The organism is Alteromonas sp. RW2A1 (assembly GCF_001886475.1).
GTDB classification, from domain to species: Bacteria; Pseudomonadota; Gammaproteobacteria; order Enterobacterales; family Alteromonadaceae; genus Alteromonas; species Alteromonas hispanica.
Genome location: NZ_CP018031.1, coordinates 770,227 through 785,881, shown reverse-complemented (window position 1 = coordinate 785,881; position 15,655 = coordinate 770,227). Strand labels below are relative to the sequence as shown.

At 45.0% G+C, this 15,655-nt stretch carries 13 protein-coding genes; 2 read left to right on the top strand and 11 right to left on the bottom strand.

Annotated elements, in window-relative coordinates; genetic code table 11:
* Nucleotides 1–70: 70 nt before the first annotated feature.
* The 11 genes from mazG to djlA all read right to left on the bottom strand — a co-directional run bounded on the left by mazG (nucleotide 71) and on the right by djlA (nucleotide 11,641).
* Nucleotides 71–898: a nucleoside triphosphate pyrophosphohydrolase gene (gene mazG, locus BM528_RS03520; protein ID WP_071978688.1), complete on the bottom strand. Its 828-nt coding sequence runs from the start codon at nucleotides 896–898 to the stop codon at nucleotides 71–73.
* Nucleotides 876–3,059, bottom strand: a complete 2,184-nt coding sequence (gene relA / locus BM528_RS03515; protein ID WP_071978687.1) for a GTP diphosphokinase — start codon at nucleotides 3,057–3,059, stop codon at nucleotides 876–878. The genes mazG and relA overlap by 23 nt, the downstream gene beginning before the upstream one ends.
* Nucleotides 3,060–3,080: 21 nt before the next feature.
* The gene (gene rlmD, locus BM528_RS03510) at nucleotides 3,081–4,505 is read right to left on the bottom strand and encodes a 23S rRNA (uracil(1939)-C(5))-methyltransferase RlmD (protein WP_071978686.1); all 1,425 of its coding nucleotides are present in this window, start codon (nucleotides 4,503–4,505) and stop codon (nucleotides 3,081–3,083) included.
* Nucleotides 4,506–4,535: 30 nt separating this feature from the next.
* The gene (gene acpS, locus BM528_RS03505; protein WP_071978685.1) at nucleotides 4,536–4,916 is read right to left on the bottom strand and encodes a holo-ACP synthase; all 381 of its coding nucleotides are present in this window, start codon (nucleotides 4,914–4,916) and stop codon (nucleotides 4,536–4,538) included.
* A 64-nt stretch (nucleotides 4,917–4,980) separates the two neighbouring features.
* Nucleotides 4,981–5,718 carry a pyridoxine 5'-phosphate synthase gene (pdxJ, locus tag BM528_RS03500; RefSeq protein WP_071978684.1) on the bottom strand — a complete coding sequence of 246 codons (738 nt, stop codon included), beginning with the start codon at nucleotides 5,716–5,718 and terminating at the stop codon, nucleotides 4,981–4,983.
* Nucleotides 5,719–5,910: 192 nt separating this feature from the next.
* Nucleotides 5,911–6,621, bottom strand: a complete 711-nt coding sequence (gene recO, locus BM528_RS03495) for a DNA repair protein RecO (RefSeq protein WP_071978683.1) — start codon at nucleotides 6,619–6,621, stop codon at nucleotides 5,911–5,913.
* Nucleotides 6,622–6,636: 15 nt separating this feature from the next.
* Nucleotides 6,637–6,918: a hypothetical protein gene (locus tag BM528_RS03490; protein ID WP_071978682.1), complete on the bottom strand. Its 282-nt coding sequence runs from the start codon at nucleotides 6,916–6,918 to the stop codon at nucleotides 6,637–6,639.
* A 52-nt stretch (nucleotides 6,919–6,970) separates the two neighbouring features.
* Nucleotides 6,971–8,692, bottom strand: a complete 1,722-nt coding sequence (gene recJ, locus BM528_RS03485) for a single-stranded-DNA-specific exonuclease RecJ (protein ID WP_083595190.1) — start codon at nucleotides 8,690–8,692, stop codon at nucleotides 6,971–6,973.
* A 196-nt stretch (nucleotides 8,693–8,888) separates the two neighbouring features.
* Nucleotides 8,889–9,647, bottom strand: a complete 759-nt coding sequence (gene dsbC / locus BM528_RS03480) for a bifunctional protein-disulfide isomerase/oxidoreductase DsbC (protein WP_083595189.1) — start codon at nucleotides 9,645–9,647, stop codon at nucleotides 8,889–8,891.
* Between the two features lie 203 nt (nucleotides 9,648–9,850).
* Nucleotides 9,851–10,777 (bottom strand): site-specific tyrosine recombinase XerD, encoded by a 927-nt coding sequence (xerD, locus tag BM528_RS03475; protein WP_071978681.1) that lies wholly within the window; start codon nucleotides 10,775–10,777, stop codon nucleotides 9,851–9,853.
* A complete protein-coding gene (gene djlA, locus BM528_RS03470; protein ID WP_071978680.1) occupies nucleotides 10,778–11,641 on the bottom strand; it encodes a co-chaperone DjlA in 864 nt (287 codons plus the stop codon). It abuts the gene before it with no gap.
* Nucleotides 11,642–12,060: 419 nt separating this feature from the next.
* On the opposite strand from djlA, the gene BM528_RS03465 reads away from it, so the two are divergent.
* Both BM528_RS03465 and surA read left to right on the top strand, forming a co-directional pair.
* A complete protein-coding gene (locus BM528_RS03465; protein WP_071978679.1) occupies nucleotides 12,061–14,307 on the top strand; it encodes an LPS-assembly protein LptD in 2,247 nt (748 codons plus the stop codon).
* A 60-nt stretch (nucleotides 14,308–14,367) separates the two neighbouring features.
* Nucleotides 14,368–15,651: a peptidylprolyl isomerase SurA gene (surA, locus tag BM528_RS03460; RefSeq protein WP_071978678.1), complete on the top strand. Its 1,284-nt coding sequence runs from the start codon at nucleotides 14,368–14,370 to the stop codon at nucleotides 15,649–15,651.
* Nucleotides 15,652–15,655 lie beyond the last annotated feature (4 nt).

The following is a 15,655-nucleotide window of genomic DNA, read 5'->3' as shown; positions in this document are numbered from 1 at the left end:
TAAGCTCTAGACTGGCTTTAACTGTTGTTATTTATTAGCGTAGCACGAGATTTAAAATACAGGTATGTAATTAACTTTTTTCTCTCGCCTTTGCTTTACACCACAGCGCTTCTAGCTCGGCTAATGATAGTTCTTCTAGAGATTGATGCCTATCTAAGGCTAATGCTTCAACTGCACTAAAGCGGTTAGCAAACTTTTGGCTTGCTTTTCGCAAAGCAGTGTCTGCATCAACATTGCAGTGCCTCGCTAAATTCACCATTGCAAAAAGTGCGTCGCCAATTTCTTCTTCTATGGCAGCTTTGCTGCGCGTTTCAGCTTCTAGCTCTTGGCGTATTTCACCCACTTCTTCTTCAACCTTGTCTAACACAGGAAGTGTATTAGGCCAGTCAAAACCTACTTTGGCGCACTTTTTCTGCAGCTTTTGCGCGTACATGAGTGCGGGCAAACCTGTTGGCACATCGTCAAGAAGCCCTGATGCATTATTTGCTCTTTTCTCTGCTTTTTCTTGCGCTTTAATTGCATCCCACTGAAGCGCTAGTTCATCCTGAGAAAGCGCCGAGGCAATTGTCTTTGAGAATACGTGAGGATGCCGGCGAACCAGCTTGTCACTTATGGCGTTAGCCACATCGTTGAAATCAAATTCGCCTTCTTCCTGAGCAATATGAGCATAAAATACAATTTGAAATAGAAGGTCGCCAAGTTCATCACGAATATCGTCGCTATTGCCTTTAGCAATGGCATCGACAACTTCGTAGGCCTCTTCAATGGTAAAGCGGGTTAACGATTGCATTGTTTGCTCTTGATCCCAAGGGCAACCATTTTCCTTATCGCGCAACGATTCCATGATAGAGAGCAAGCGATTTAAGCCAGACAAACTAGTTTTGTTTTCTTCTGGCATCTGTTACTCCTTTAAGCTGGCGTAAGCGCGTAATCACTTTTGAAAGCGTGTCTAAATCTATCACTTCTATTGAGATTGTAATTAACGCAGTTTGCCTATTCTTATCGCTCAAACTATTTACGCCCAGTAGCGGGACATTTTCGTTAGCCAGAACCGTTGTAATGTCTCTCAGTAGCCCTGTTCTATCGTGACAGTAAATATCAATAGCCGCCTCAAAGCCTACTTTTAACTCTTGCGACCAGTTAACTTCTATTTGACGTTCGGGGTGCTGTATCAACAAATGCTGTAGCTGATCACAACTTTCCTTGTGCACACTTACGCCACGACCTTGCGTTATGTAGCCCATGATAGGCTCACCAGGCACCGGCTTGCAGCAATTTGCCAACTGACTCATTAAGTGGCCTACGCCCTGCACCACAACCGCATCTTTCTTGCCTGTGCCTGCGGCGGTTTTACGGGTTTTAACCTTAGGACTTATTTCTGGCTCAGGCTGAATAGGCTCTTGTAAATGGTGTATAAAATTAACCACCTGCATAACACGAACGTCGCCACCGCCTACCGCTGTATACAAGTCGTCTTTAGTTTGCAGGTTAAATTTCTCACAGGCTTCGCTGGGTATTTTTAAAGGCAAGCGCGCCCTGTGAAGCTCTCGCTCTAATAACTCTTTTCCGGCGGCGAGGTTCTTTTCCCTATCCTGCTTTTTAAAATACGAGTGAATGGTGGCTCTAGCGCGAGTAGAATGAACGTATCCCAAGCCTGGGTGCATCCAATCTCGACTAGGGTTGAGTTCTTTGCCTGTTAGCACTTCTACTTGATCGCCACTTTGAAGCAAGTAGGTAAAGGGGACGATCCTGCCATTTATTTTTGCACCATTGCAGCGATGACCTACATTACTGTGAATGTAATAGGCAAAATCGAGAGGAGTTGACCCCTGCGGCAAATCGATCACATCGCCCTTCGGCGTAAATACATACACCCTATCGTCGAAGACTTGGCTTCGCAGCTCCTCAACTAAGTCACCAGATTCAGCCACCTCTTCTTGCCACGCCAGAATGCGGCGTAACCAGTTTATTCTTTCATCGTAACCTGACTGTTTACCTGCGCTGCCCTCTTTGTATTTCCAGTGGGCAGCCACACCTAGCTCTGCATCTTGATGCATTTGCTGCGTACGAATTTGAATTTCTATGGCCTTTCCTTCTGGCCCTAACACCACCGTATGTATAGATTGATAGCCATTGGGTTTTGGTGTTGCTATGTAATCATCGAATTCATTGGGTAAGTGCTTGTAATTAGCGTGAACAGTGCCTAACGCGGCGTAGCAGTCTTGTAGCCTCTCGGCAATAATTCGAACCGCTCGAATATCAAACAACTGCTCAAAAGTAAGCCGCTTTTTCTGCATTTTTTTCCAAATGCTGAAAATATGTTTTGGTCGGCCATATACCTCAGCGCGAATGTTCTCGTTATTCAGTATTTGCTGTAAGTCGCCCACAATAGCATCGATATAGTCGGCCCGCTCTTTGCGCTTACCATCTAACTGCTTTGCTATTTGCTTGTAAGTTACCGGGTGAAGATAACGGAAAGCGAGATCTTCAAGCTCCCATTTTAACTGTCCTATACCCAAACGATTAGCCAATGGCGCATAAATGCTGGAACACTCTCTGGCAACCATTACCCGAGTTTCTTCATCGGCCAGCTTTGCTTGCTGCAGTGCGCATATTCGCTCGGCCATTTTAATTACCACAGCTCGCACGTCTTCAACCATAGCCAGCAACATTCTACGAATGCTGTCTGTATGTTGCTCATCACTGGCGTCTGAATGCTCTTTGCTACTTATTTTGCGTGCATGAAGCGACTTTATCGCATCCATTCTGCGAACGCCGATAATAAGATCTTTTATCTCTGCGCCAAACTCATCGCAAATATCGTCTTCATTTAATGCGTGCTGTTCGCAATAAGGAAACACCAGTGCAGCTTGAAGAGTGACGTCGTCCATATTGAGCTGGCAGAGTATTTCTACCATCTCTTGGCCCACCAGCAAGCGCTCTGGCATGGCAGAGACCGCGCTTAATTTTTCTTTGGTATGCTCTTGAATCGCTAAGCTATCCAGCCATACTTCAAAGGGAGGCCTTTTTGCCTCATGTACCTTTCTTGTTGATACCATGTCCGTAACCCACTGCCACTGCTAACGTGTGAAAAGAGCCATCATTTCCATGTGATGGGTAAAAGGAAACATCTCTACTGCTCCCGCCTTTTTCATTTGATATCCTCCTTGTATCAATACCGCAGCATCTCTTGCAAACGTACTAGGGTTGCAAGAAACGTACACTATTGACTTCGGCTTGGCATTAACTAGCGCCTGACAAACGGTTAACGCCCCCTCTCTTGAGGGATCTAAAAGTACTTTGTCGAAGCCATGGCCTAGCGCACTTTCTACATCTGCTTTATTACTCAAATCAAGATGCCGCCACTGAACACTATCAACGCCCTGCTTGTGAGCATTTTCTTGTGCCCGTTGCACCATTTCTGCCACCCCTTCCACGGCCTGAACAATTGCGCCGCGTTTTGCCAGTGATAACGTAAAGTTACCAAGACCGCTGAACCAGTCGGCTATTCGCTCTTGCGGCTGAGGGTCGAGCCAAGCCAGTGCCTGTTCAATCATCTTATTATTAACTTGATTGTTTACCTGTACAAAATCATTGGGTGCTGGACTTAACGTGTAGCCATCGTAACTGTTTATCACTAAGGGGGCTACAAGGTGAATAAGGTTGAATCGCCCTTTTTTATTTTCAAGAGCGATATTCACGCTGTGTTTTTCACCAAACAATACCAACGCACTATACAATTCTGGGCTAAGTGCTTTGGTGTGTTTAATTGTCACCTGAGACACATTATCACCCGCTAGCAAACTGATGTGACCGATATGCATGCTGCTTTCGCAAGAAGATACCAATTCCCGTAGCGGTGCAATGAGCTTGCTAAGTTCCGTCACCAATACAGGGCAAGATTCTACATCTACAATGTCATTGCTTGATTGAGCGCGAAACCCAAGTTTGACATCGCTCTCACGTCTAGCATCTATAGCCAAACGCGCCTTGCGACGGTAGGCGGGCTTATCCCCCTCAAGAGGCCTCTGCCAAACGCTTTTTTCCATGCCAAGCTGGTGTTCCAGCATTGTTCTGAGTGCATCATCTCGTTGAGACAGTGCGGCGCTTTGCTCAATGTGCTGCAGCTGGCAGCCACCACATTGATTAAAAACAGGGCAAAAGGGTTCAACTCTACTTTCACTCGGCTGGGCAATTGAAATTGCCTTTCCGCTTATCACATTTTTTTTGGCCTGGGTAATAGCGATGTGGCATAACTCTCCCGGCAGCGCCCCCTCAACAAAATGAACGGGTGTAGTGCGCGCCACGCCCTGTCCCATCCAATCTAATCTGTCTATTAATACTTCTAACTGATTCTTATCAGTGGACGTATCTTGGGTTTTGTTTTTATTGCTAAAACGAAGATTGGCAACTTGTTCATTAGCACTGGTTTTTCGTTTAAGCGTTGGAGATTTAAAACGCCCACTTTTGCGACTACCTTTTGAGGGCTTATTAAACTGTGACAAGGGAACTCCGGTGAGAAAGTAATTTATGTTTTATATTGATTCTAGAATAACTGTGGCAACGGCATAGTGCTGCTCGTCTGAAATACTGATCACACTGTTTGAAATATGACGTAACTCACACTGCTTAGCAAACTCACCACTGAACGTTAACGCTGGCGCACCAAGGTCATTATTTTGAACTTCGATATGTTGCCAACTAATGCCATTGCCAATACCTGTGCCTAACGCTTTCACCGCCGCTTCTTTAGCCGCAAATCGCTTTGCAAGAAACCGGTTTGGCTGTTTATGCTGTTGAAATTGCTCTAGCTCGTTATCAGTTAAAATGCGCTTTGCGAGTCGTTGCATGGCTCCGTCATTTTTACCTAACCGCGCAATTTCAACGATATCTGTTCCTAGGCCTACAATAGCCATGATGAGCTCCCTCTTTTACGGACTCAAAGTGCTACCCCAAAAGCTAGCACTTTACACATTCTTTCTATAGCCCCGCTCTGGCTTCCAGCATAAGTTTACGCATATCGGCAACAGCAGTATGTAAGCCATCAAATGCAGCTCGAGCTATGATCGCGTGACCAATATTGAGCTCAATTAACTGCTTAATTGCCGCAATAGGTTTTACGTTGTGATAATGCAAACCGTGTCCAGCATTTACTTTTAGCCCTAAGCTGTCTGCGTACTCTATCCCTTCAACTAAGCGAGCGAGCTCTTCGGCTTGCTGCTTCTCGTTAGTAGCGTCCGCATACTGTCCAGTATGAATTTCAATATAAGGCGCTTTGCACGCTACCGTGGCATCAATTTGAGTTTTATCTGCATCGATAAACAACGACACCTGTATATCTGCAGCGGCTAGGCGCTCACAAGCAGCTTTCATTACATCAAGGTTTCCCGCAACGTCTAACCCACCTTCGGTGGTAAGCTCTTCACGCTTCTCTGGTACTAAACAGCAAAATACAGGCTTAACCTCTTCGGCAATAGCGAGCATCTCATCGGTTACCGCCATTTCTAAATTCAGGCGAGTATTAATAGTTTGAGCCAGAATACGAACGTCCCTATCTTTAATATGACGACGATCCTCTCGCAAGTGCACAGTTATACCATCTGCCCCAGCTCGCTCTGCAATGTCCGCGGCATGCACAGGATCTGGATAGTGTGTACCACGCGCATTTCTTAGTGTTGCAATATGGTCAATGTTGACGCCTAACAAAATTGAGCTCATAAACCCGCCTTATAAGTAAAATAATCAGATGGAGTGTATCAAATTTTTACGGCATGTGAGGTTGCTAACAGCTTGTGTTAAAGGAAAATAATTTCTTTTACCCGTGCTCTTTTCGACATGAACTTCGAACTGACAGCGGTTTTACGTCGCCAGTTTTTGCCGATTTAGTTAGCTATTTAGTCACAGCTGTAATTACCGCTTAGGTGAAATTCTACTGAACAACTCTCTACTTTTTAGCGGTTTATCACCAATAAGGGGGCGCAGTAAGTCACGACAAAGCACTTTGGCAACACGTTTACTCAAGGGTGTAAATTCACCATGCGCCAGTGCCAGTAACGCCTCGCCAGGGAAGCCTCGCAAATGAGTAATGTCTTCAGAAATAACCACAAATCCAACCTCTGGCTCGAAGTTATACAAGCGCCCTGCCTCGATAGGAAGCTCGTATTCAACGTCAAGGGTAAAATCGGGTAACAGGCCCATTTCATCAAGAAGCGCAAATTCAAATTGCCGCAGCGTAACCTCAACATCTACGGCATCACTCAGCGATGCCAGTGCTTGCTGGTAAGCATCAAACACTAAGTCGCTCGCCAACCCAGCGGGCATTATCCGATTGCATAGCTCATTGACATACATGGCACAAAACAAAGCCGTGCCGGGAAGAATAATGGAAGGCGCTGTACTTTCGACGTGACGCAAATTTTTAAGCTCTGACTTACCGCTTAGCTGCAGGCGCAATGCTTGAAAGGGTTGAAGCAGGCTTTTTTTATCTGACTTACTGTTTTTAACACCCTTTGCAACGGCGCTGACCCTGCCTTCTTCTAGGGTAAAAAAATCGACAATGTAACTGGTCTCTCTGTAAGGGCGACGGTGAAGCACATAAGCTGTAAGCCAGTCAGTATTCATTATTATTAGGCCTCGTTAGCTGCGCTTTATCCGAACCACCTTCATGGTTTCAAATTCGATACCAGCCACCTCTTCTATGTGCCGATAATAAGTAATATTCACTCTCGCACCAACAAGGCTTTGATATTTTTGTTTGCGTCGATAGATAAAGGGAACGTCTATACCTTCAAGCATTATGGTATGGCGCAACCACTCTCCGTCTTTCTCTTCGCGCTGCACGTGAGAAACAACTTTGGCATTGTCGGTCTGATTTAGCTGGCTGTGTTTTGCAATGAGCTTTTCTTTTTCGCTTTTCACCTGCTATTAATCCTTTACTTTAAAACCATATCGCAAAACGTTTTGGTGCAAATCATACCGCTTTTATCTGCTCAACAATTAACTGCACAGACTCTTGGCCCCTGAAAACATTAATATCAAGTCTATAGGCTAATTGAACACTTTTCACCATAGCGTCAGGCCACTTTTTGATATCTACATTAAATGCAATGGCATCAATCTCGTTACCATGAGCAGGCTTTACCACCATTTTAAGGTGTTTTTGCCCCACTATACGCTGATCAACGATTTCAAACTCGCCATCAAACAGTGGAGACTCAAAGCCTTGACCAAACGGTCCCGATTGACGCAGCAAATGAGCAAAGGACAGTGACAGCTCCTCACTACTTAAATCACCATCAGACAGTAATGCATGGGCGGTTTCCATTTTCGCCATGTGGGCCTTAGTCACCTCACTGAAAGCCTTTTCAAATTCAGCAAGCTTTTCCACACCAAGGCTCAAGCCCGCAGCCATGGCATGACCACCAAACTTATCAATAACGCCGGGGTAGCGGGTGTTTACCTCATCTAGAACATCGCGAATGTGTACGCCAGGAATAGAGCGTGCAGACCCTTTTATCACCTCATCATCTTGATGCGCAAAGGCAATGACAGGCTTTAAATATTTCTCTTTAAGTCGCCCCGCTACAATACCGATAACCCCCTGATGAAAATCGGCTCGATACACCACCAGCGCAGCAGGTATATCGCCCTCATCAATAGACATTTTTTCAAGCGCCTGTTCGGCTTGTTCTTTCATACCCGCTTCTATTTCTCGGCGCTCTTTATTAAGTGCATCAAGCTCTGCGGCTATCATGCGGGCTTGAATTTTGTCATCTTCCAATAAGCAAGCGATACCTTGGGACATATCATCAAGTCGTCCGGCAGCGTTAAGGCGAGGACCAACCACAAACCCTAAATCGGTGGATGTAAGATGGGCACATTCTCTATTCGCCACTTCAACTAGCGCCTTGATACCCGGTCTGCATTTTCCCGCTCGAATACGCTGCAACCCTTGATGAACCAAAATACGATTGTTTCTATCCAGCACTACCACATCGGCTACCGTGCCTACGGCCACAATGTCGAGTAGTGAGGCTAGATTCGGTGGTGGAATGGCCGTTTCCTGAAAATAGCCTCGCTGCTGTAGTTCTGCTTTAATCGCCAGCATGATATAGAAAGCAACGCCAACCCCGGCCACATTTTTAGAGGGGAAATTACAGCCAGGCTGGTTGGGATTGACAATAGCGTCGGCAATTGGAAGAGATTCACCAGGTAGATGGTGGTCGGTAACGACAACCTGCAAGCCCTGCGCTTTAGCATGCGCCACACCTTCAAGGCAAGAAATGCCATTATCGACAGTAACGATAACATCTGCCCCATTTTCTATTGCAACATCCACTATCGGCACGCTAAGCCCATACCCAAAGTCAAAACGATTTGGCACTAGATAATCAATGTTGTTGAAGCCCATTGCGCGCATAGAAAGCAGACATACCGCAATACTGGTTGCTCCATCTGCATCAAAATCGCCGACGATAATAATACGTTTATTTTGCTGTATGGCATTAGCAAGAAGAGATGCCGCTGCAGTCATCCCCTTTAGCTCATTGTAATGCAATAACCCCTTAAGACCATGCTCAAGTTCATCCGGGTGCTGAACATTTCGACCTCTATAAATTCTATCGATAACGGGGTGTAACTGTGAACTCAACATCGCACCGCTAACTTCGCGGCGCACAATAGGCAATATCATGAGGGACCGTTTTTTAATAAAAGGTTATGCTTAACGCGCAATTCTAACGCACTGGTCGAAATGGGTACAAGACGCGCGGCGCTCATTTCAGCAAGTCAGGGGGTGTCTGCTTAGGGCGTGAAGGGTGTGCATAAATTTACGCACACCCAATTATTTATATCATTCTCTATTGTTTAGGCTGAACGATAGAGTTTAATTACCCGGCTTGATTTAACACGTCAACAATTGCGTCTGCCGGCTGATAGCCAGGGATCACCGAGCCATCAGGTAAGATTATGTTTGGCGTTCCTCTTACCCCTAGCTTTTGACCTAACATGTACTGCTCCGCCACCTTGTTATTGCAAGATGCAGAGTCAACAGATTCACCAGCTTTAGCGTTAGTAAGTGCCCGCTGAGGGTTAGCAGCACACCACACCGAAACCATTTCTTCATAGTTTTCGCTGTTTAGGCCTGCACGAGGAAAAGCCAGGTAATTTACGGTGATACCCTTGTCATTCAACTCGCCAATTTCATTGTGCAGTTTACGGCAATAACCGCAAGAAATATCGGTAAACACTGAAATTACGTGTTTCTCGTTTTTAGCTTTAAACGTAATTGCTGAAGGCGCCATTTTTTTAACTCCTTCTAACCTTAACGCTGTCATGGCAACTTCGGTTTCGTTTCGCATGCCTTCATCGATATTTAAAACAACAGCTTGTAAAAGAAACTGGCCATCGTCGCTAATGTAGAAAAAACCGCGATCGGTAGAAACCTGCACCAAACCAGGTACCGGAGAATCGGCCACCGACTCAACCTCTAAGCCAAGCACCGTATTGAGCTTCTGTTGAATTGCAGCATCGTCTGCGGCATGGGTGAAACTGCTTACCATGAGTGCCGCTAAGGCAAAACTATTTGCTGCAATCTGTTTTACTACTTTCACTTTAAAATACTCCACATTGGCTAGCCAATTTTTCATTTAACGTTGCGCGTTTTACTCTTTACTTAGAAAGAGAGAGCTGAGAAAACACGATTTCGTTTCATCTCTGAGGTAACTTTGTTTTTCAGCGCGGATGCAATGGTTGAAGACTAACATACACAAGAGAAGTTAAGGTAGGCATAGGCAACCGTTTGTCGCTACTTTTACCTCTTTTACAGTTTTTGCAGCTTTTACAAAAAAGATTAACCTCGAGGGTGGTGGCTATGGATGAGCGTTTGTAATCGCTCAGTCGCCACATGGGTATAAATTTGTGTTGTTGATAAATCACTGTGCCCCAATAGCATTTGTACTACCCTGAGATCTGCACCGTGATTTAACAAATGAGTTGCAAATGCATGGCGCAATGTGTGGGGCGATAGATGCTGCTCTATACCAGCTTTTACAGCATAATATTTAATGCGATGCCAAAATGTTTGTCTTGTCATCTTTTGCCCACGCCGGCTTAAAAACACCACATCCGATTGTTTATTTGCCAAAATTGGTCTTGCAGTTTTGATGTAGGTTATGAGCCACTCAATTGCTTCTTCACCTAGCGGTACTAGTCGCTCCTTATCACCCTTCCCCACAACTCTTACTACACCTTGCTGCAAACTGATTTGATCCATGGTAAGCCCAATTAATTCGCTTATTCGAAGCCCAGTGGCATACAGCACTTCAAGCATGCTTTTGTCACGACACTCGATGGGATCGTCAGTTAACGGTGCGGCCAACAAATCTTCTACCTGCTGCTCACTTAACGACGTCGGCAGTGCTTTTAACGTTTTAGGGTTAGAAAGCGTAGAAACCGGGCTATCTACTCTTATTTGTTTTGCAATCAGATAAACAAAAAACGACCGAATGGCGCTCAGCGCGCGTTGGGTACTTCTACTAGACAGCCCTTTTTCATAGCGGTATGCGAGGTAATCTTGCAATTGCTCAGTGGTTAAAATAGATAGGTCTTTTACGCCCTGATTATTGGCATAAATCGCCAACTTATTTAAATCGGTTCGGTAGCTTTGCTGCGTGTGCTCCGATAGCCCCTTCTCCAACCACAGCATCTCTATAAAACCGTCAATATGCGACTGACTTGCAGCTGGTACGTAAGTGAGTTCACGGGTTTTGTTGGTCATTTAAAAGCCACGACGCTGTTTAATTAACTCATACGCTGATTGAATATCTTGCGCCTTCTTTTTTGCTATCTCCATGGCTTGCTCTGGCAACCCTTTTGAAACTAGTTTATCAGGGTGATGCTCTGACATCCGTTTGCGATAAGCACGTTTAATCACTTTCTCATCATCGGATGCGTCAACACCGAGAATACGATAGGCATCGTCGAGGGTTTGCTGAGCAGAATAAGTCTGTTGCTGGCCTGAATGCTGGCGTTTGCGGTTACTGTTTGTCTGCCCTTGCTGACCTTGACGCTGACGAAAACGAATTTCGGCTTCATACATAGAGATTAAGTAGTCAAGGTCGCGACGCCTAAAACCTAGTGGCTTAGCCACTTTTTCTAAGACAGCATATTCTTCTTGCGACAATTGCCCGTCTGCAAATGCGGCTTGTATCAATATTTCTAAAAATACTTGCAGTATATCTCGTCTGCCATGACTGGCATCATAAAAGCCTTTAAGCATATCGTTGAGCGGAAAATCTCGTGCTTTGCCCTCTCTAAACGCATCTTGAGCCTCACTGCGGGCGTCGCCAGACAACCGCATATCGTCCATTAACGCAGTGGCAATCTGAATTTCTCTGTCAGTTACCTTCCCATCAGATTTGGCAAGGTGGCCTAACGCGCTAAAAAGACTATGAAAAAATATCGCCTGCTGCTTAAGAGAGTTCTTATCACTGAAAAACCGCCCAAAACCACCCATGTGATTAAAATCTTGGCTGTACGCTTTATCAAAGAAATGACCAACCACAAGCCCTAATATCGCACCGGGAATCTTTAAAAACATGAAACCGAAAAGGGCTCCGAGAACCTTACCCCAAAAAGACATTAAATTTTTCTCTCCCGTAATGCAGCGAATGCAAGCGCTTATACCCTCGCTACTGCTCTAATTTGTCACCGTACAGTGGAATAACTATACCAAAGACCTACACACATTGAAGTAGTAATGTTTCGAGCGTTCTCAAGCCTATTGAGGTCATAGCAGAGGTAAATGTCCAAATCAGCTCAAAATATCTACTATTTCGCTGTTTTTTTTGTCCAACGGTTGGTAATTGTTACAGAAGTGCTTAGAATTGACCGGTTGTCGTCAATATACAAATGTTGGTTGCCTCAAGCGCAGGCTCGTCGCGTTTTTTTAACATCTGCTGCCAACAGTTTTTAACAACACGACACCGAACTTAAAAAGACCTTTGGCGTCTTACACGGGGTTTAACGCATCATATTTTTTAACAGGCCGCCTTTTTACGCATGAAAAACACCTGCGCCTTGCTAGTTTGCGCGACACTTTTGCCTGTCGTCGCTTCCGCACAGGATACAACCGTATCTCAACCCGCTCCCGCTATAGAGCCAATGGCGTTTTGTGGTGTAGAGCCCGTGGCGTTCAGCAGCAAACAACTGATGCAAAAAGGCCACATAAAAGTTGAAGCTAACCGCACTGAGATTATTGAGAATAAAGTTGCCCTGTTTTCTGGCAACGTAGACATTACCTCAGACGCAGCAGTGATAAGTGCATCTCAAGCTCAAGTAAACAGCGGCGGTAAAGATTTAATAGCCAAAGGCGACGTTACCTATCAAGACGAATCCCTGAAAGTGCAAAGCGATACCGTTTCTTTGCGTTCTGAAGAAGAGCGTTTAGAGATGACAAACACAAAGTATCAACTCACTGGCTTTGTGGGACAAGGTGCTGCGAAAGATATCCTATTAGATACCAACACAGGTATTGTTCTAAATGAAGTAAGCTTTACCACTTGCCCACAAGGTAGCGAAGACTGGTTAATTAGGGCTAGTGAAATCAGTTTAGAAAAAGGCACTGCGTGGGGCCAAGCCAAACACACCCGTTTCTATATTGCTGATGTGCCTGTTTTTTATCTGCCGTATTTTGCATTTCCTGTAAGTAATGAACGTCAAACAGGATTACTTTTTCCCGAGCTAACCAGCTCGAGTAGAACTGGGGTCGACTATACTCAGCCATTTTATTGGAATATTGCCCCAAACTACGACATGACCATCTCACCAAGGTTAATGACTCGGCGAGGCTTACAACTCAATACCGAGTTTCGCTATTTAACCGAAAAAAGTGAGGGAATGGCTTATGTTGAATATCTTCCAAGCGACAGCGATATAAGCGGTAATCCAGACCGATATTTTTATCGTTTAGAGCATCAGGGCCTAATAGGCGAGAACTGGCTATTGAATATCGATTTCAATGGTCTAAGTGACGACAACTACCTTCTCGACCTTGGTTCAGACTATTACAGCCGCGCAGATACGCATTTATATCGCAGCGTGGGGTTAAGTTATTATTCTGAGAATTTGTCAGTCAATGTACAGGTAAAAGACTTCGAAGTACTAGGCGACACCGCAGATAGCTACCGAGCAGTACCTCAAATAAAGCTCAACTATAACACTGCGCTAGGGCGCTATTTTGAGTTCAGCATTGATTCAGAGCTAGCCCACTTTGACAACACGTTAACAACCGCCCCTACTGCCACTCGTTTTCACGTAGCGCCAACGCTCGCCTTGCCGCTACGTGCAGCATGGGGAGAAGTAGTAGCAGAGACAACACTATTTCAAACCGTTTACCGCCAGGACAATGTAGCGGGAACCGAGCTTGAAGAGGATGTCGAGCGTAGCCTAGGCCAAGCAAGACTTTACGGCGCTTTATACTTTGAAAGAGATACTTCGTGGTTTGATGACGAGCTTTCGATGACTTTTGAACCAAAGGTACAGTATTTATACACCTCTTATGAAGATCAAACCGCTATCGGTCTATACGATTCAACCGCACTACTTACAGATGTTGAAGGTCTTTTTCGGGGACAGGAATTTACCGGCCTTGACCGTATTAACGATAATAATCAAATCACTGTCGGCGCAACCACGCGAATGTTAGATAAAAACAATAGGGAACAATTTGTTCTAAGTGTGGGTCAGATATTTTATCTTGAAGATAATAAAGTAATAGCAGCAAATAAAGACCAAGATCGTTCAGCTTTAGCCGCCGAGTTAGATTGGCGTTTTGATCAAAACTGGTACTTTCACTCCGATGTACAAGTAACCACCGATACCGACAAGGTTGATTTAAGCAGTGTGGGCATCGAATATCGAAAAGATGCGTCTCGCTTTCTTCAACTCAGCCACCGGTATGTACGCAACTTAAGTGGTGAAACTATTGATCAAATAGGTCTATCGGCGAATTGGCCTATCACTAAGAACTGGCAATGGGTTGGCAGAACTTATCGGGATCTTGAGAGAAATCGCAGTGTTGAAACCTATGCAGGCATTCAATACGAGTCTTGCTGTTGGGCAGTGCGTCTCGTAGCACAGCGAACGCTCAACAACCGATTCAACGATAGCGGCGAACAAACCACTGATGATTTCGATTCAGGGGTTTCACTACAGTTTATATTCAAAGGAATTGGCTCGATGGCGAGCCGAAGAAGCATGCTGGAAGACGGTATGTTTGGCTATCGACAGCCTTATAGTTTAAATTAACCCGTAATTACGCATACAAAAGTGTGTGTTAATGCAATTAACCAATAATAAAGAGTGTGTATGAAGTTCATTATCCGTGCATTGATGTTAGGTGCAATACTCTCATTTAGCAGTGTGGCACAAGAGGTCATGCTTGATCGCGTTGCCGTGATCGTAGACCAAGGGGTGATACTAGAAAGCGAAATTAACGCACTAGTAAAAGAAGTTAAGCGTAATGCTGAGGCGAATAATCAAGAGCTACCGTCAGATCGGGCGCTGAGAACGCAGGCTATTGAGCGTTTAATTACAAAAAATCTTCAGCTTCAAATGGCTGAGCGTATGGGTATTCAAATAAGTGACCCTCAACTAGAGCAAACCATTGGCAACATTGCTGCCAATCAAAACGCCACGATGGAGCAGCTTCGAGCTTCGCTTATTGCAGAAGGCATCTCCTACGACGACTATCGTGAAGATATCCGTGAAGAAATTATCATGGGCGAAGTAAGACGCGCCAATGTGCGCCGTCGTGTATACATCACCCCACAAGAAATTGACACTTTAATGGGCTTAATTGAACAGCAAGGTGCAGAACAAGCTGAATATCGTTTAGGCCACATTCTTATTGGTTTCCCTGCCGATCCAACAGATGAAGATATCCAGGCAGCTCGTGAAAGAGCAGATAAAGTTATCTCACTATTGGAGTCTGGCTCAGATTTCACCAAAATTGCTATCGCATCATCGTCGGGTAATGAAGCCCTTGAAGGTGGTGATATGGGCTGGCTAAACATCAACGCTATGCCTACACTTTTTGCCGAAGCGGTGCAAAATGAAGATGTCGACTCTCTAGTAGGCCCAATACGCAGTGGCGCTGGTTTTCATATTCTTAAAGTAATCGATACCCGCGGTATTGAAAAAGTGACGGTGCAAGAAGTGAAATCCCGTCATATTCTTGTTAAGCCTTCAATTATTTTAAGTGAAGACAAGGCAAAGGCCATGCTTGCTGGTTTTAAAGAGGATGTAAAAGCTGGCGAAGCTGACTTTGAAGAGTTGGCTAAAGAATATTCTGAAGATCCTGGCTCTGCACTTCGCGGTGGCGATCTTGGATGGTCTAACCCAGATAATTATGTGCCTGCATTTAAAGACGCATTAGCGCAGTTAGAACCAGGTGAGTTTAGTGAGCCGGTTCGCTCTGTGCACGGTTGGCACTTAATTCAGCTTATCGACCGCCGTGTGGATGATGCAACAGATAAACGCAAAGAAGAAAAAGCATACCAGCTGATCTTTAACAGGAAGTTTGCAGAAGAAACAGAAAACTGGCTTCGTGAAATGCGTGATGCAGCGTATGTTGAAGTTATTGAGTCCTAAAACT